At 42.5% G+C, this 14,603-nt stretch carries 15 protein-coding genes; 6 read left to right on the forward strand and 9 right to left on the reverse strand.

The annotated features are described in order from the left end of the window. Positions 1-147 precede the first annotated feature (147 nt). From ACXAGK_RS02670 to queF, 6 genes are all read right to left on the reverse strand, one after another. On the reverse strand, positions 148-1,155 hold the full coding sequence (locus tag ACXAGK_RS02670) for an isocitrate dehydrogenase (protein ID WP_012517475.1): 1,008 nt from the start codon (positions 1,153-1,155) through the stop codon (positions 148-150). Between the two features lie 373 nt (positions 1,156-1,528). Next, positions 1,529-3,139 carry a histidine kinase gene (locus tag ACXAGK_RS02675; RefSeq protein WP_474853941.1) on the reverse strand — a complete coding sequence of 537 codons (1,611 nt, stop codon included), beginning with the start codon at positions 3,137-3,139 and terminating at the stop codon, positions 1,529-1,531. An 11-nt stretch (positions 3,140-3,150) separates the two neighbouring features. Then, positions 3,151-3,525 carry a DUF3192 domain-containing protein gene (locus ACXAGK_RS02680; RefSeq protein ID WP_269918820.1) on the reverse strand — a complete coding sequence of 125 codons (375 nt, stop codon included), beginning with the start codon at positions 3,523-3,525 and terminating at the stop codon, positions 3,151-3,153. Between the two features lie 197 nt (positions 3,526-3,722). After that, on the reverse strand, positions 3,723-5,084 hold the full coding sequence (gene ppnN, locus ACXAGK_RS02685; protein ID WP_474853943.1) for a nucleotide 5'-monophosphate nucleosidase PpnN: 1,362 nt from the start codon (positions 5,082-5,084) through the stop codon (positions 3,723-3,725). A gap of 10 nt (positions 5,085-5,094) precedes the next feature. After that, positions 5,095-6,651 (reverse strand): GGDEF domain-containing protein, encoded by a 1,557-nt coding sequence (locus tag ACXAGK_RS02690; RefSeq protein WP_474853945.1) that lies wholly within the window; start codon positions 6,649-6,651, stop codon positions 5,095-5,097. 74 nt (positions 6,652-6,725) lie between these two features. Further along, entirely contained in the window at positions 6,726-7,586 is an 861-nt protein-coding gene (queF, locus tag ACXAGK_RS02695; RefSeq protein ID WP_474808355.1) for an NADPH-dependent 7-cyano-7-deazaguanine reductase QueF, read from the reverse strand. A gap of 162 nt (positions 7,587-7,748) precedes the next feature. Here queF and syd point away from each other — a divergent pair, with 162 nt between their 5' ends. Further along, positions 7,749-8,291: a SecY-interacting protein gene (gene syd, locus ACXAGK_RS02700; protein WP_474853948.1), complete on the forward strand. Its 543-nt coding sequence runs from the start codon at positions 7,749-7,751 to the stop codon at positions 8,289-8,291. Between the two features lie 62 nt (positions 8,292-8,353). Here syd and ACXAGK_RS02705 read toward each other — a convergent pair whose 3' ends face one another. Beyond that, positions 8,354-8,665 carry a hypothetical protein gene (locus ACXAGK_RS02705; protein WP_474808351.1) on the reverse strand — a complete coding sequence of 104 codons (312 nt, stop codon included), beginning with the start codon at positions 8,663-8,665 and terminating at the stop codon, positions 8,354-8,356. A 373-nt stretch (positions 8,666-9,038) separates the two neighbouring features. Here ACXAGK_RS02705 and ACXAGK_RS02710 point away from each other — a divergent pair, with 373 nt between their 5' ends. Continuing rightward, the gene (locus ACXAGK_RS02710; protein WP_474808349.1) at positions 9,039-9,404 is read left to right on the forward strand and encodes a DUF3192 domain-containing protein; all 366 of its coding nucleotides are present in this window, start codon (positions 9,039-9,041) and stop codon (positions 9,402-9,404) included. A gap of 215 nt (positions 9,405-9,619) precedes the next feature. Then, entirely contained in the window at positions 9,620-10,267 is a 648-nt protein-coding gene (locus ACXAGK_RS02715) for a GNAT family N-acetyltransferase (protein ID WP_474808347.1), read from the forward strand. Positions 10,268-11,248: 981 nt separating this feature from the next. On the opposite strand, the gene ACXAGK_RS02720 is transcribed toward ACXAGK_RS02715, so the two are convergent. After that, a complete protein-coding gene (locus ACXAGK_RS02720) occupies positions 11,249-11,551 on the reverse strand; it encodes a DUF3301 domain-containing protein (protein WP_474808346.1) in 303 nt (100 codons plus the stop codon). Continuing rightward, positions 11,552-12,601, reverse strand: coding sequence for a DUF3549 family protein (locus ACXAGK_RS02725; RefSeq protein WP_474853951.1), 1,050 nt, complete (start codon positions 12,599-12,601; stop codon positions 11,552-11,554). Between the two features lie 238 nt (positions 12,602-12,839). On the opposite strand from ACXAGK_RS02725, the gene ACXAGK_RS02730 reads away from it, so the two are divergent. The 3 genes from ACXAGK_RS02730 to ACXAGK_RS02740 are packed head-to-tail and all read left to right on the forward strand — an operon-like array spanning position 12,840 to position 14,541. Further along, a complete protein-coding gene (locus ACXAGK_RS02730) occupies positions 12,840-13,205 on the forward strand; it encodes a YqcC family protein (protein ID WP_474853953.1) in 366 nt (121 codons plus the stop codon). Next, positions 13,202-14,038 (forward strand): tRNA pseudouridine(65) synthase TruC, encoded by an 837-nt coding sequence (gene truC, locus ACXAGK_RS02735; RefSeq protein ID WP_474853954.1) that lies wholly within the window; start codon positions 13,202-13,204, stop codon positions 14,036-14,038. The genes ACXAGK_RS02730 and truC overlap by 4 nt, the downstream gene beginning before the upstream one ends. Positions 14,039-14,091: 53 nt before the next feature. Continuing rightward, positions 14,092-14,541, forward strand: coding sequence for a flavodoxin domain-containing protein (locus tag ACXAGK_RS02740; protein WP_474808340.1), 450 nt, complete (start codon positions 14,092-14,094; stop codon positions 14,539-14,541). Positions 14,542-14,603: the final 62 nt, after the last annotated feature.

Genomic DNA, 14,603 nt, shown 5'->3' on the forward strand with positions numbered 1-14,603 from the left:
TGTGTACAAACAAGATAATAGGGGCGGGTTGAAAAAGCGGTAGTCCAGTTTTAGTACAGTTTTTAGTCGGAAAGTGGAAAGTAATGTATAAAAAAACGGGCTAGAAAGCCCGTTTTCAAATAATATCAGTGCTAAAGCACAAAGCGTTTATAGACGGTCAAGAAGCGCTTGGGTAAATTCTGTAGTACCGGCTTCACCACCTAGGTCGCGAGTGGTGCGGTCGCCAGATTCAATAACGTCTTTCAATGCTGCGCGAATTTTCTCTGCTTTATCACCCATGTTTAGGTATTCAAGCATTTGCGCTGCAGCAAGTACTACAGACGTTGGGTTCGCAAGGTTTTTACCCGCGATATCTGGTGCAGAGCCATGAACCGCTTCAAAGATCGCACAGTCTTCACCAATGTTTGCGCCTGGTGCCATACCAAGACCACCAACAAGACCCGCACACAGGTCTGAAAGGATGTCACCGAAAAGGTTAGTGGTTACGATAACGTCAAACTGGTGAGGGTTCATCACAAGCTGCATACAGCAGTTATCTACAATCATCTCAGCAGATTCGATGTCTGGGTAACGCTCGCCAACTTCACGAGCAACTTTTAGGAATAGACCTGACGTCGATTTAAGAATGTTTGCTTTGTGTACCGCTGTTACTTTCTTACGGCCTTCGCGACGTGCTAGCTCATAAGCAAAAGTTACGATTTTCTCAGCGCCGTCACGAGTAATTTTACTCATTGCTTCAGCTTCGTTTCCGTCTTCTGAAACAACTTGCCCAAGACCAGAGTACATACCCTGCGTGTTTTCACGTACAGTGATGATATCAATATCTTCGTAACGTGCTTTTGTGCCTTTAAAAGACATTACCGGGCGAAGGTTAGCGTACAGTTTAAACTGCTTGCGAAGACTAACGTTGATAGACGTAAAGCCTTCACCAACTGGCGTAGTTAAAGGGCCTTTAAGCGCAACTTTATTTTTTGCGATAAGGTCTAGTGTTTCTTGAGGTAGAAGCTCGCCATGTTCTTCCAGTGCAACTAAGCCCGCATCGGCATAGTCATAGGCAAAGTCACAGCCAACCTTATCTAGAATTTTTGTGGTCGCATCGATAATGTCCGGGCCAATGCCGTCACCGCGAATGACTGTAATACGTTGCTGAGTCATGTGGAGGGATCCTCTGGTAATTCTGTTATCAAAATCGTTAGGTTTATTCAATTTTTGGTTTGGCGCGTGAGGTGCCAAGTTCTGCTTGCTTACTTATTATAATTGAAATTGTAGGGAAAAAGGATAAAGCACCGCAAAAGTTGCCGTATTTTATACGATAGCCGGCGCAAGTTATAGCCATTCGTAAAGATAAATTAAGGTGATAGGGCGATTAATCTGTCGTTACGCGCAGATCCAGTTATTAAATAGTATTGAAGCGGGCATAGGGTATGAGTTAATAAGTCGGATACGTGTACTATTTCACACTTGTTAGACCAAGGGCTAATAAAGCATTTTTATTGATTTGAGTGTGGTTAAAAGCTCTTATTTGTAACTAAAGATAAAGAGGGCAATAGAGCAGCTGTCCATTGGACTCAAGTGCATTATGAAAATCATTAGGTTGTATATTTAAAATGCTGATGAGCGTTTTCACATTAATATCATGAAGTAACGAATAGACATCTTGGTGAAATAGACATGCTTTCGCGAGAGCAAAACTTAATACTAAAATCGCCTGTTCTTTTTGAATCGATTTTGGAACCTCAGTACTCGCTTTTCCGCATTGATGTATTACCGCGCGCCAGGTAGAACTTTGATGCCAACTACCAGCGAGTTCCGACGCTATTGCTAGCCAAGGCGTGTCGGACTTCACTTTAAACGCGTTATTAATAGATACGGTTTTGTCGAGGTCGACAGGCAAGGATTTTGATACTTTGAAACCTGGAAGAGTAAATAGCGGCGTGCAAACGAAGGTCATCGTTAAGGCTGCCGACTGCGGCGTAAATTTCGAATCTACAAATTGTGCAAAGTAGCTAGAAAATGAGCACGCTAGTAAGGTTATTTGCTTACACATTCCCATCAGTGGAAAGTGATTCTGCGTCAGCCGCTCTAAAAGTGCAAACTGAATAAGCATGTCGCCCACCCGTTCTATACCATAGGTTAATACTGCCTGTTTGATACTTTTCACTGGCAGTTGCAGCCTGTTGTCTTGACTCGCTGTGTGCATCAAAAAGTGGTTAAAAGTAGGGACTTTTTCAATTTTTTCACACAGCTGTTCAATCACGACATCTTGCTTTTGCAATTCATCGATAATGGTAGTAAGCGCTTTGGGAGGATGCTGGATAGCGAATGTTGAAGGCAAGTATGGTGTGCCGCCCTGGTTCACTCTGGCATTGGCGGTGTCTGTATACAGCGCTATGAAATGCTCAAAGGGTAATGATAAAGGCACCGGAGCTTGAATAGCCGATAAAGGAAGCCATTTGCCATCTTCGTCATCCTTGCTGAGCATAAATACATACCCGTGATTTTGCTGCACATCTACCAAAGCGCCGGGTACACCCTTAGCAAAAACTTTTGCTCCAGGAAGCAAACCTTCGAATAGCTGAATAAGCGGTGCGATATGATGGCGATGATGGGCAGGCAGGCGACAGGCTATGTGGGTAAACACCGTTTGGTAATCGGCTTTTTTTGCGTTTGAGGCGAAAACACCCGAGAGAAGACTGAGCCTCTGCGCTAAATTTAGTCGGTTATCTGCAATAAAGTTAATGTATTTTCCCGTCTGAAAGGCTTTTTGCAATTTTACAGTATCTTGCCAAATGGCCAGATTATGTTTACGCAAAAAGCGAATGACTTCAGGAATGCTATCTCGTGGTGTTTTAGCGCTTGATAGCCAAAAAGTGGCAAGTAAAGACGCAAGAACGTGCTGTAAATAATGATCGTTGAATCGACACAGCTTGCCGAATAGTGCCAGCAGCAAAAGTTGTTGCGTGTCTTTAGGTAAGTCGTTATCAATATGAAGCGTGGCCGCAGCTAGGGCTGGGTTTGCATTAACTAACGTCAATATGCGTTTTGCGTTTTTTAACCAATGATTAATACGCTGCTCGACTGATAACTCTGCTTCGCCTATATGAACAAGGCGTTTAAGTGTGGAAATGATGTCGGTCACTCCCCATCCTTTTAACTTTTTTGATAGCTAGAGTAAGCCCCTTCACCCCAAGCTATAAGCTTATCGTTTTCGAACAGCAAAGGTGTGCACTCATCTTGTGTTGTTAGTCCGTCTGCGCGCACATGTTGAGTTCTAAAAAACATAACTTGAATTGCTGTAGCACCTTGCCTTTTAGCTTCTGTAATGTCAGGCGAGCCCAGTAAAGCAAGTACCTCTTCTCTAGTACTGCCCAATTTCAATTTAGTAATTTGAACGCGGTTGTACTCTTCACGGTCTTTCCAATCCATATTTTCAGGTTTATCAGGGTAAAAGGCGATAACCATAAAAACAAACACCGCGTATAACGCAACGCCAGCTAATATTAGACGAATAACCTTGGTATTCATGACCGTTACATCTCGTTTTCTATACTAAAATGTTAGTGAGGGACATTAGTGCCCAAAAGCATGACCATTTAACAAGGTAAACTTGCAGCTCGTAACATTTTTCTGTTTAACAATACTCTAGGCAAGTGTACCTTAAAACGCCTATTAAACATAAGTAGTAAACGTAAGCAAATGCGTCACCTTTTCATTTTGCTTAATTAGCCATTTTTTACAACATAACAAGGCTCGTAGGCACTGCCAGGAAGCTTCATTCTGTGCTGTTTTACGAATGACTCTAATAATGTATCCACTTTGTCCATAAGTGTACTATCGCCGGTAAGCTCGAAGGGACCGTGTTCTTTGATTTGTGCGATGCCTTCGGCCTTTACATTTCCAGCAACGATGCCTGAAAATGCTTTACGCAAATTTGCAGCAAGATCACTTTTACTTTGATCTAGATGAAGCTGTAATGCTGCCATGCTTTCGTGAGTGGGAATGAAAGGTTGTTGGAAGTCCTGTTCAATTTTAAGTGACCAGTTAAAGCTGAAAGCATCACCCATTGCCCCTCTAAATTTTCTGACTTTTTCAAGGTGTTTGCTCATAGTACGGGCGACTTCTTCAGGATCATCCACGATAATCTGATATTTTGATTGGGCTTGGGCGCCTAACGTTGCCCCTACGAAGGTATCTATGGCTTCGAAATATTCTTCGCTGCCTGCAGGACCGGTTAATATAAAAGGAAATGGTTGTTGCGCATTGCGCTCATTCATCAATATGCCAAGTAAATAAAGCAGTTCTTCAGCAGTTCCTACGCCGCCTGGAAATACAATGATACCGTGCCCTAATCTAACGAAGGCTTCTAAACGCTTTTCAATATCTGGCATGATAATAAGCTCGTTCACAATCGCATTAGGGGGTTCTGCGGCAATAATGCTAGGTTCAGAAATACCTATGTATCGACCTGATTTGTGACGTTGCTTGGCATGGCCTATAGTCGCTCCTTTCATTGGGCCTTTCATTGCGCCCGGTCCGCAGCCAGTACAAATATTCATATCGCGCAGGCCTAACTGATAGCCTACTTCTTTTGTGTATTTATACTCGACTTGATTGATAGAGTGACCGCCCCAGCACACTATAGTATTCACGCTATCGTTACCTTCAAGGGCTTTTGCGTGGCGTAGCATGTCAAACACCATGTCGGTGATCTCACTTCCTTCAGCGGGCGCTGTTTGATGAAGAAATGCATACTTATTGCCCATGTAAAGCAAATCACGCAGTACAGCAAACAAGTGTTCATGAACACCGCGAACAAGTTTTTCGTCTACGAATGCGACTTCTGGCGGATTAACAAGTTCGATCTTTACGCCTCGCTCACGGCGGATGAGTTTAATTTCAAAATTCTCAAAAGGGGCGAAAAGCGCTTCAAAATTGTCTTCATCCACTCCGCTGTTCAATACTGCAAGGCTGCAGTTTCTAAACATAGAGAAGAGCTCGCTATTTGTTGCATCTTGGAGGCGAGAGACTTCCACTTGCGAAAGCTGACTCATTGAGCCAACGGGATTAAGCTGAACTTTCTTCATACTTCACACCTTATAAGTCAGTGCTTAAATCAGTTACTACAAGATTGCGGCCGTTTCGCTTCGCTTTGTAGAGGTATTCATCCGCGCGTTCGAAAACTGTTTCTGTCGTGTCTTCTTTACCAAAGCAGGTCGCGCCAAATGAAGCAGTAATTTTGACTTTTTCTTGCTTAAACTTAAACGGCATAGCAGCCAGTTTAGTTCTAATTTCATTGAGCTTTTCGTCAATTTCTGTCATTTGCGATTCAGGCAGTAGCATCACGAACTCCTCGCCTCCCCAACGTGCGACAAATTCGTTTTCAGAAAGGTTCTGCTTCAAAAACTTACTTACTACTTGAAGGGTTTTGTCACCGGCAGCGTGACCAAATCTATCGTTGATCGATTTAAAATGGTCAATATCTAAAACGGCAACGGCGAGTGTTGTTCCACTTTCCTTGTAGTCAGCAAAAGCGGCTTCCAATTTCTCGTTATAAGCCTGTCTATTTGGTAGGCGAGTGAGTGGATCGGTGCGGCTCTGCATTGCTTGCTCTGCCAGTTTCTTTTTATAAGCGCTGGTTTGCTGTTGCAACGTGTCTATGCGCGATTGCATGGACGATAGCAACGCCAAAAGCGCTTCTTGCCCTTGTTCATCGTTATCTTGCTGCTCGCTTAAGGTTGCTACAAGTTTTTCTACGCGAAGTTGGGTTTGCTCTTTCAGTGATTCTAATGAGTCACTCTCTGATACGGTTTCTTCGATATGACTAATGTGTCGTTTTATCTGCTCTGTACCGGCTTTCCGCTGCTCAAACTGTGCTTGGCTACCCTCAATGGTTATATTTACGTCGTTACTGATTTCGCCTAGCGAGCGATGAAGGCTTTGAATCACTTTCCCTGTTAAGCTCGCCTCTGACATTGCGTCTTGCACGATCATGCGTAAAATTACAACGCAGCTCCTAAGTAGCTGCTCTTTATCCATACCTTCATCGAGGCGTTGCTTGATATCATTGAGCTGCTGATCACTCGGCTTTTTCTGAGCATAAGAAGTAATTAGGTGGTTAAGCTCGACTAAAATAGAACGGTAGTGAGGGTTTTCATCTTTAATTGAGCCAACTGTAGCGCTTTCTTTGTTTTCTGGTTTTGCTTCTACTGGTTCAGGTGGCTCAAGGCCTATCATTTCTTTATTCAGCGCAATGCGATGAAGAGCAATGGCTTTGGCGTAAAGCTTATAGATACTGAAAATATCGCCTACAGGTTGGTTAAGTTTAATTAGCTCTTGTGTAGTAAGGCCTTTCAATTCATTGTCTTCAAAAACAACTTTTTGCAGCTGTTTCATTGCATCTTCTAGCGTCGAAACGGTGTCAATACTGTACTTTCTTAACGTAATTTCTTGACGCTGAAGAGATTTGTTGAGCTTTTCAATGCTTACAGCGGCAAGGCTAAAATTAGGCGTACCTGAAAGATGACCGCGCAGCACTTTGAGTTCGGAATCTATTTTATCGGAAAAGCCCTCGTAGAATGCTGAGAGCCTCACGATAAATTGACAAAGAAGCGCGTTATTTTGTTTTAGGGCTTGTAGTTGTTTTGCTTCCATAATCTCGTCTTTGTTCTAACTCGCAATTACCGTTGCGATTTAGTTAGCTTTTGTTTGTGTGCTTCATCGCTGTATTACTGACGCGCCTGACGATGGTTAGCATAAGGTGCTTCGAAATTCGAACGGAATGGGTTGATGTCTAACCCCCCACGTCGGGTATAACGGGCACACACTGTTAATTTAGCGGGCTTACAATGCTGCATAATATCATTGTAAATACGCTCAACGCATTGTTCATGAAATTCATTGTGCTGCCTAAAGCTAATCAGATATTTTAAAAGCCCTTCGCGATCAATGGCTTTTCCTTCATATCTAATCTGAATACTAGCCCAATCTGGCTGACTTGTGATTAAACAATTAGATTTAAGTAAATGAGAAACCAAAGTCTCCTTGGTATCGACATTATTCTCGGTAACCGCTAAATATTGTGTGTTAGGTGAGTATTGCTCGATTTCCACATCAAGGTTATCTAATAAAATTCCCTCGAATTCCTTAAACTGCAATGCGGTAAACTGTTGAGGAAGAATGAGTTTTACCTGAACCTGCTCCCCTGCACATTTAGATAAATCAGCTTGAAGAACTTTTTGAACCTCTTCTGGTGAAGCAAGCTTTGATTGGTTGAAACTGTTCAAATATAGCTTGAACGATTTTGATTCAATAAGGTTTGGGGAAGTAATTGGAACGTGACACTCCAAAATTGCCACATTAGGCTTTCCTTTTTCGTTAAGCCAAGAAAGTTCATATCCCGTCCAAGTGTCTATTCCGTCAAACGGTAATTCAGAATCGTTAAGGGATAACGTATCTCGGCTTAAACTGCGAGGTACCCCTTGCAATAAGCTTGGGTTGTATTCAAATTCATAGTCAACCTGTTTGCCCAGAGATAGGTCATCAGGTGCGGAGATAATAATTTTTTGAGGCGAATTGTCAGTCGACATAAGAACCTTTCATCTATCTACTTAAAGTGCTAACCGGTGTGCTGCTACAGCGTTATTTTACAAGGGTACGTTATGAACTAGCAGTACAGCCTAAGCAAGCCGAGTATTGACTTAACTGTTTAGTTGTATAGTGTACCCCAAAAATACGAGGGTAACGTCAAAATGGCTCTAACAATTCCTGCACAATTAGATAAATTTGTATCATCTTATGTCGAGCAAGCTGAAGGTAAGGGATTAGAAATCGCATTTGACAGCGAGTGGCCATCGCCTTGCTATAAAAATAGTGCGAATGACGGTGAGCTCGTCAGTTGGACTCCCGTGCTGCAATCTCCTCCACACTCTTTCGATAATGTTGAAGAAGCACTGACCTTAACGCTCAACCCAGATTATTGTCAGTTTTTCACTCGTTATTACAGTGACAATTTAAAGGCAGTGGCACCTCAAGGTAACTGCGAATTGCTTCAAGTGTTTAATAGCGAAGACTTTGAAAGGCTACAACAGAATTTAATCGGCCACTTGTTAATGAAGCAAAGGCTCAAACAAGCACCTACGTTGTTTTTCGGGTTAACAGACGAAGAGGATTTTATATTAACGGTTGTCAACGAAAGCGGTGAAGTTGCATTAGAACAAGTAGGAAGAGAGCCTGCTAAAATACTTGCCCCGTCTCTAGCCGTATTTCTTGAGCAACTTACTCCTCGTGCTTGAAAATAGCGCCTTTATATAACCTACCTACAAACAGTCATTACTTTCTTTGTTCGCATTAGTGTTTACTGAGCATCCATCAATTTAAGTAGTGCCTGTTTTAATTCAGCAACTTCCTTTTCTAATGTTTCCACACGCGCTTGAAGGCTGTCTGGTCGATGTGTATTTAACGAAGTACTTTGTGCAGATTGGGCTTCTTTGCCCGTGGCGTCAAGCTGAGGCTTATGTGCATTGAAACGCTTAATTGCTTCGATAGCTTCTGTTACTGACACCTTAAATGGGGCTTTAGACCTTAAAATGCCTACCGTTGGTGTTTTGCCTTCCTGATACATTTGAAGACATAAAACGTGAAGCTGCTGCAAGTTCGAATTTGACATAAGAGTAAAGAGTTTTTAAATCGCGAATATAGCTAGTGTAGCTTGTTCACATAGTCAATTTCACTAATAAGTTGCTGATTTCACTATTTTTCAAATGTGCAAAAGTTGAGTGGTAAATAAAGTTTATAAAAATCAAAAGGATATGCTTTTGGTACTATTCTTGTTTACTTAGTTTTGAACCACGTTTGTTTACACCATTAAGTGGATGAAACATAGACAGAGCATTGCATTCAGTGTCGATTCACATAGTAGGCGTAATACTCTGCATGGTTATATGTTTCGACAATGTTTGCATTTGTAAGGTTTGCAACTGAAAGGCCATCAGGCTCTTAATTTAAAAATAAAAAACAACACACATATTTAAGGAATTCACATGAAAACGGTTCTTCTTTCTGTAGCTTTAGCATCTTCTGTTTTGCTTTCTGGCTGTGTCGTATCTGTAGGGGGCGGGTCAGATAGCCACTATGGCGCAGATTGGGAAGATAGAGAGTTTAATAATCGCAAACATATCGCAAATCTTGAGACGGGCACGAGCTATGAAAGTGTTTTAAGAAAAATGGGCGTTGCAGACTTTAACGAATTGTTTGAAAAGCAAGACGGTACATATCGCGTACTGTATTACCGCACCCAAAAAACAATGGGCGATGGTATAACGACGAAAGATGAGTGTACGCCTCTTGTTTTTAGAAATAGCAGCTTAGTAGGGTGGGGCGATAGCGCATACAGCCTGATGAATTAATTTAATGTGTGATCTGGCAAATGTATAGCGATGGATAATTTGTCAAAAAGCTAAATGTTAATTAAAAGTTAACATGATAGGGGTTTTCAAGTAGGCTAAAGTTTAGACAGGGTGTGTGGGGCGCGAAAATAAAGCGAGTGCCCCACTGCCCACTTTTTCTTATTTTACCGTACTAGGTATGAGTAACTAAACAGCTTTGCGTACATGGAGCCCCTATGAACACCGATGCCCACAACAACGCGTTAGCCCCCTTGCAAGACACTGTCAAAGCGATTTACCTTTCAGTCGACGATCTCAAAGTTGCCGCATCTATACTTTACAATGCGTATGTAGATGACCCCCTATTCATCGATATCTTTCAGGCGGAAAAAGAAGGTTATGAAAGTCGCCTTCGGTCAGCCATTCGCGAGGAACTTAACGCATTTTGGGTAGCAGAGCAGCCCATGATTGGTTTATTTGACGACGATAGATTGATTGCGGTGGCATGCCTTACCGCACCGGATGCGGCTTTTGGTGCAGGGCGTTACTGGCACTGGCGATTGAGAATGCTGCTAACCGCAGGTTTGTTCGGCACCAAACAAATGCTGGAAAAAGAAGAGAAAGTAAGAGCGCTAGTACCTGCAGATAATTTCCATATGCTGAGTTTCATTGCGGTGCATCCTGATTATCAACACCACGGTCTCGGGCATATATTGCTAGGCGCCATCGATAGTGTTGTCGAAGAAGACGACAAAAGCGAAGGCGTTTCGGTATTTGTGACTGTAGATAAACATCGTACTTTTTTTAACGATGATAACTATCAGGTTGTCGGACAACTAAGCCTTTCCCATGTTCAGGGGGAAGTCATGTTCAGACAGAAGTGACGCTTTTTTATTCAAAAAAATGTACCTATCAGAACATCGCCAAAAACAGTTCCAATCTTTACGCCAAATTTACTACAGCGCTTGTAAGACATGTCCTACAAATGCTGTGAGTGATCTTACCTAAATTCTGAAAGAATTAGTCATACTAAAGTATACGACCTTTGTTTTTTAAGGATTTTTTCTTGTTAGCCAAAAGTCGTACAAAAACTTTTCTTAAATCTCTGTAATTCAATATGGCGGTAATATTTGGAAGGGATACTATGAACATGTCACAAGGAAACACGACGAGTCACGGATTGAGTCAGGAATTCATTAAAGGAATGAATTAGGACAACTTAAGGAAGAGATTCTCATAAGGTTGTGAGTAAAAGGAAGGGACGCAGTAGGGAATTGCGAAACAAGGAAGTGACAAAGGACTGAAGGGAACGAACGGATTTCATGGATGGCACGTGTGATAGGAATGTCACAGACAAGACGTAGCATGGATAAGGACAAAGCTAGCAGGGAGCTAGTGGCAAGGAGCCAAGGGCAAGGCGGCCTTTAAGGAATTTCTAGTTTGCATGGACGAGCAAACCAGGGATGAAAGAGGGACATGCTGAAGGATTAGCAAAGCTGTAGCAGGATGTGCAGCGAACAAAGGACGAAGGAAGGGAAGGTCAGCGGAGACTGACAAGGACAGCCTCAGGATGAGGAACACTGCATGAAGGATGTGCAGTAATAAAGGAAAAAAGGAAAGGGACCTACGCATGGAAGTGTAGCTCGCACAGGAAGTCGCGAGAGTAGATGGAAAGGGGTGTATACGGATTTTAATCGGGAAGATTTTAGTCGCAAAGGATCGCGGAGAAGGATACTCAAAATTCCAGGAAAAAGGGGAGCCGTCAGGTTCCCCTTTTTTTTGGTGGTTTTGGGGAACCTAATTTTCAGCTTTCTCAGAATTATTTCTTAGTACTAAAAAGCCTGTAAAACCCCGGGCGTAAGCATTTACACCCTATGCGGCGGCACTTCGGTTCGCATAACTCTCACGCCTATCAACTCGACTTCGCCGGTATACCTGTCTTCACCATTACTTGAAAACTCAAAATTAAATAAGCTGTGCCAGTCCGGTTTGCCAAACTTAAATGAGAACCGAGTTTTTGCCCTAGCCACACTTAACAGCTGCAAACCATGCTTATCGCAATATTGCTTTAGATAAGCGTTTGTTCGTTCTGAAATAGCCCGAATACGCCAAAATTGATAGCCGGTAAAACCAATCGTTAACCATATGACTAATTCAAGTAACGTCATCTACTTTCTCGCCTGCGCAAATAATCGCTGAAATGCCTTGCTGAGAATATCCGAGTTAGCATCCGAGTGCAGCAGCGTAAGTACTTGTCTCCGCAACTTCGGGATTTGGACTAAATCAGAAAAGAAACCAGCAAATAAGGCACCCTGATGACCTTCTTTTTCATCAACTTTTGCAGCTTGTTCTAAAAAGATGCTCAGCAATAGCGGTTCCATTTGCTCGAAATGCCGTGCCGCAATAACACTTAAAATATCGAGGCGCTGCGTTTTCTCATCGTTCAATAAGTCTAGTAGCTGACTATTTATCGTTGGGTTGAAGTTTCCTTCAGAGGAGCCCCTCAAAGCTGCGAGATTGATGTCGTCTCCATCATCAATTTTGCTCAAATATATCGCTAATAAGTTATCTGACAGAGAAACGCTTTCGCTTGTCTCCATTAGCGTATTAACAAACACATCTGAGTAAAGTGCTAAATTGGCTTTAATTGCTTCTTCTAACACATCTCGCTTTGGGTGCATGCTGAAACCATGTATAAAATCGGCCACGCTTTGCATAGATATTTGTTGCCAATCCACAAGCTGCGGGGCTTGAATGTAAGCTTCAACTTTCTGCGCTTCTTCGCTTAAGGGGTGGTTTAAGGTGCTTTTAACTAGCGCATTAAACTGAGCAAGTTGCGATTGGTTCGGAACGAAGGAGTAAGGGTTGTCGGGCAATTGCTGTGCATTTTCGGTATCTTCAGCAATCGACTTCCCTAATGCATCCACAATAATCTCTAGAAAATGATTTCTAGCAGCGGCAACAACCAAGCCTTGCTCATCAAGTGGCAGCTTTACAAACCAAATATAGTGTTGCGAAGATGCATTTTTGTTCCAAAAAACAATACCGAACCACGCATGTTGTTGACGAGGGTAGGGCGCGTAAGCACTGCCATTTTCTATTTCTAGAAACGTTTGATTATCTGTGGGTTCAATACGTCGACCTAAATCAAAAACATGATATTCAGTGCCTGCGTGTAACAAAAACTCACTGATAGAATTGATACTGTTAGCGCTCATAACTCGTTCCAAAATACTGCTTTAATTAAATGTTGCTAGGCCCGTCGGCCGTCGATGTTCAGCAAAGATCAACCGCATTTAAGGTGTACTTATATTTGCTCTGTGCCATCAGCAAACCTCATTAATGGTATCACAGCAGAAGAATTTCAACGATACAACACATTGACTTATGTTGACCTTAAGCCCCTGATATACTGCGCGCTTCAAAATTAAAGCGTTTGTGAATTGGGAAGAGGATGTGATTAAAACGAATAGCACTCATCACATAGCATTAAGTAAAGCATTGTTACAATTAGAAACAGACATGTATCAGGATGGCATTTGGCCAAATGAAGAGCCTGCGGAACACGACCTAAAAAATGCTATGGAAAGTGCGGTTCCTTTTGCGGTCGACTGTTTAGCGTTTGAGAGTTGGTTGGCTTTTATTTTTATTCCAAAAATGCGCGTTTTGTTGACACAGGAACAGCCTCTACCGCCTATGCAAATTACGCCTGCAGCAGAAATATACCTATCATCAGCGAATCAGCGCACCCTGTCTCAGCTACAAAGAATTGATAACATTGCCAGTGGAAACATTGGGTGGGCAAAATACAACGCACTATGAAGAACGATTTAAAAGGCCAATTAACTGTGCATTCAGATGAGCAAATAATAGGAAAGGTAGACATTGGTGAGGAAGACAGTGTTGAGGAAGATAGCGTTAACGCTCTTCATTTACCTGTGTTGTACCAAGATGAACACATTATTGCGATTGAGAAGCCGCCAGGCCTATTAGTGCATAGAAGCCCGATTGATAGACACGAAACTGTGTTTGCGGTGCAGACTCTTCGAGATCAAATAGGTCAGCACGTTTACCCAGCTCACCGATTAGACCGACCCACATCAGGTGTGCTGGTGTTTAGCTTTAGCTCAGAAATTGCAGCAAAGCTTGGCCAGCAGATGATGGACAAGCAGGTGGTTAAGGGTTATCACGCTGTGGTTAGAGGCTTCGTCAACCATACCGGCTTTATTGATTATGCCCTTAAATATCGTTATGACAAAATTGCAGACAAACACAAAAGGCCACAGCAAGCACCTCAGCCAGCGTCCACCATGTATGAGTCGCTCGCAAAGTTTGAAGTGCCCGAGCCTGTAGGTAGATACCAAAGTGCTAGATATTCGTTAGTAAAACTATCTCCCAGCACTGGGCGTAAGCACCAGCTTCGAAGACACATGGTACACATTCGTCACCCCATTATTGGCGATACAACTCACGGTGATGGGAAGCAAAACAAATTCGCTAAGCAGCACTTTAATTTTAATAATTTGGCCTTAAGTTGTACCCATATGGGCTTTTCTCATCCTGTTAGCGGTAAATGGATAACGATTAATGGTGAGATGCACAATGAAATGAAACAATTCGTAAACAGGTTAAAACCGTTTAGTTTGATAAGATAGAAATACTTTCCGCCTGTCGACATGGGCGACGATCATTGGTTTAAGAGGTAAAAATGGCAACATTGAAAATTATTGCGGGTACAGTATACGGTAACGCACAACACGTAGCTGAGCAGGTGGAAGAAAATTTAGCTGAGCAGGGAGTTGATTGCTCACTGGAAAGCGACCCTTCAGTAGCCGATTTTACTGATGCTGACGCACTGTTAATTATTACCTCAACGACAGGTCAGGGCGATGTTCCACCTAACCTAGAGTTTGTGTTTTCAGATTTAAAAGACGAATCACCTATGCTAACGGGCAAGCCGTTCGCTGTTGCAGCGCTAGGTGATAGCAGCTATGGAGAAAGCTTTTGTGGTGCTGGTAAACAATTTCAAGAATTACTTGCTGAACTGCAAGGTAACGCGGTTGCTGATATGTTAGAAGTTGATGCTATTGAAACCCTAGAGCCAGAAAAAGACGTGGTGGAGTGGGTTAACACCATCAAGGACAAGCTTTTGTCTTAAGCGTTGATGGCTTATGGGTTAAAAATGAAAAGAGGCGCTAAGGCGCCTCTTTTTTTATATGC

It is taken from the genome of Alteromonas sp. ABM1_013 (assembly GCF_056160505.1).

Excerpts from the sequence above, each read along its gene's own strand:
- ACXAGK_RS02670 (WP_012517475.1), bottom strand. The coding sequence starts at position 1,155 with ATGACTCAGCAACGTATTACAGTCATTCGCGGTGACGGCATTGGCCCG.
- ACXAGK_RS02680 (WP_269918820.1), bottom strand. The coding sequence starts at position 3,525 with ATGAATACCAAGGTTATTCGTCTAATATTAGCTGGCGTTGCGTTATAC.
- ppnN (WP_474853943.1), bottom strand. The coding sequence starts at position 5,084 with ATGAAGAAAGTTCAGCTTAATCCCGTTGGCTCAATGAGTCAGCTTTCG.
- ACXAGK_RS02690 (WP_474853945.1), bottom strand. The coding sequence starts at position 6,651 with ATGGAAGCAAAACAACTACAAGCCCTAAAACAAAATAACGCGCTTCTT.
- queF (WP_474808355.1), bottom strand. The coding sequence starts at position 7,586 with ATGTCGACTGACAATTCGCCTCAAAAAATTATTATCTCCGCACCTGAT.
- syd (WP_474853948.1), top strand. The coding sequence starts at position 7,749 with ATGGCTCTAACAATTCCTGCACAATTAGATAAATTTGTATCATCTTAT.
- ACXAGK_RS02705 (WP_474808351.1), bottom strand. The coding sequence starts at position 8,665 with ATGTCAAATTCGAACTTGCAGCAGCTTCACGTTTTATGTCTTCAAATG.
- ACXAGK_RS02710 (WP_474808349.1), top strand. The coding sequence starts at position 9,039 with ATGAAAACGGTTCTTCTTTCTGTAGCTTTAGCATCTTCTGTTTTGCTT.
- ACXAGK_RS02715 (WP_474808347.1), top strand. The coding sequence starts at position 9,620 with ATGAACACCGATGCCCACAACAACGCGTTAGCCCCCTTGCAAGACACT.
- ACXAGK_RS02720 (WP_474808346.1), bottom strand. The coding sequence starts at position 11,551 with ATGACGTTACTTGAATTAGTCATATGGTTAACGATTGGTTTTACCGGC.
- ACXAGK_RS02725 (WP_474853951.1), bottom strand. The coding sequence starts at position 12,601 with ATGAGCGCTAACAGTATCAATTCTATCAGTGAGTTTTTGTTACACGCA.
- truC (WP_474853954.1), top strand. The coding sequence starts at position 13,202 with ATGAAGAACGATTTAAAAGGCCAATTAACTGTGCATTCAGATGAGCAA.
- ACXAGK_RS02740 (WP_474808340.1), top strand. The coding sequence starts at position 14,092 with ATGGCAACATTGAAAATTATTGCGGGTACAGTATACGGTAACGCACAA.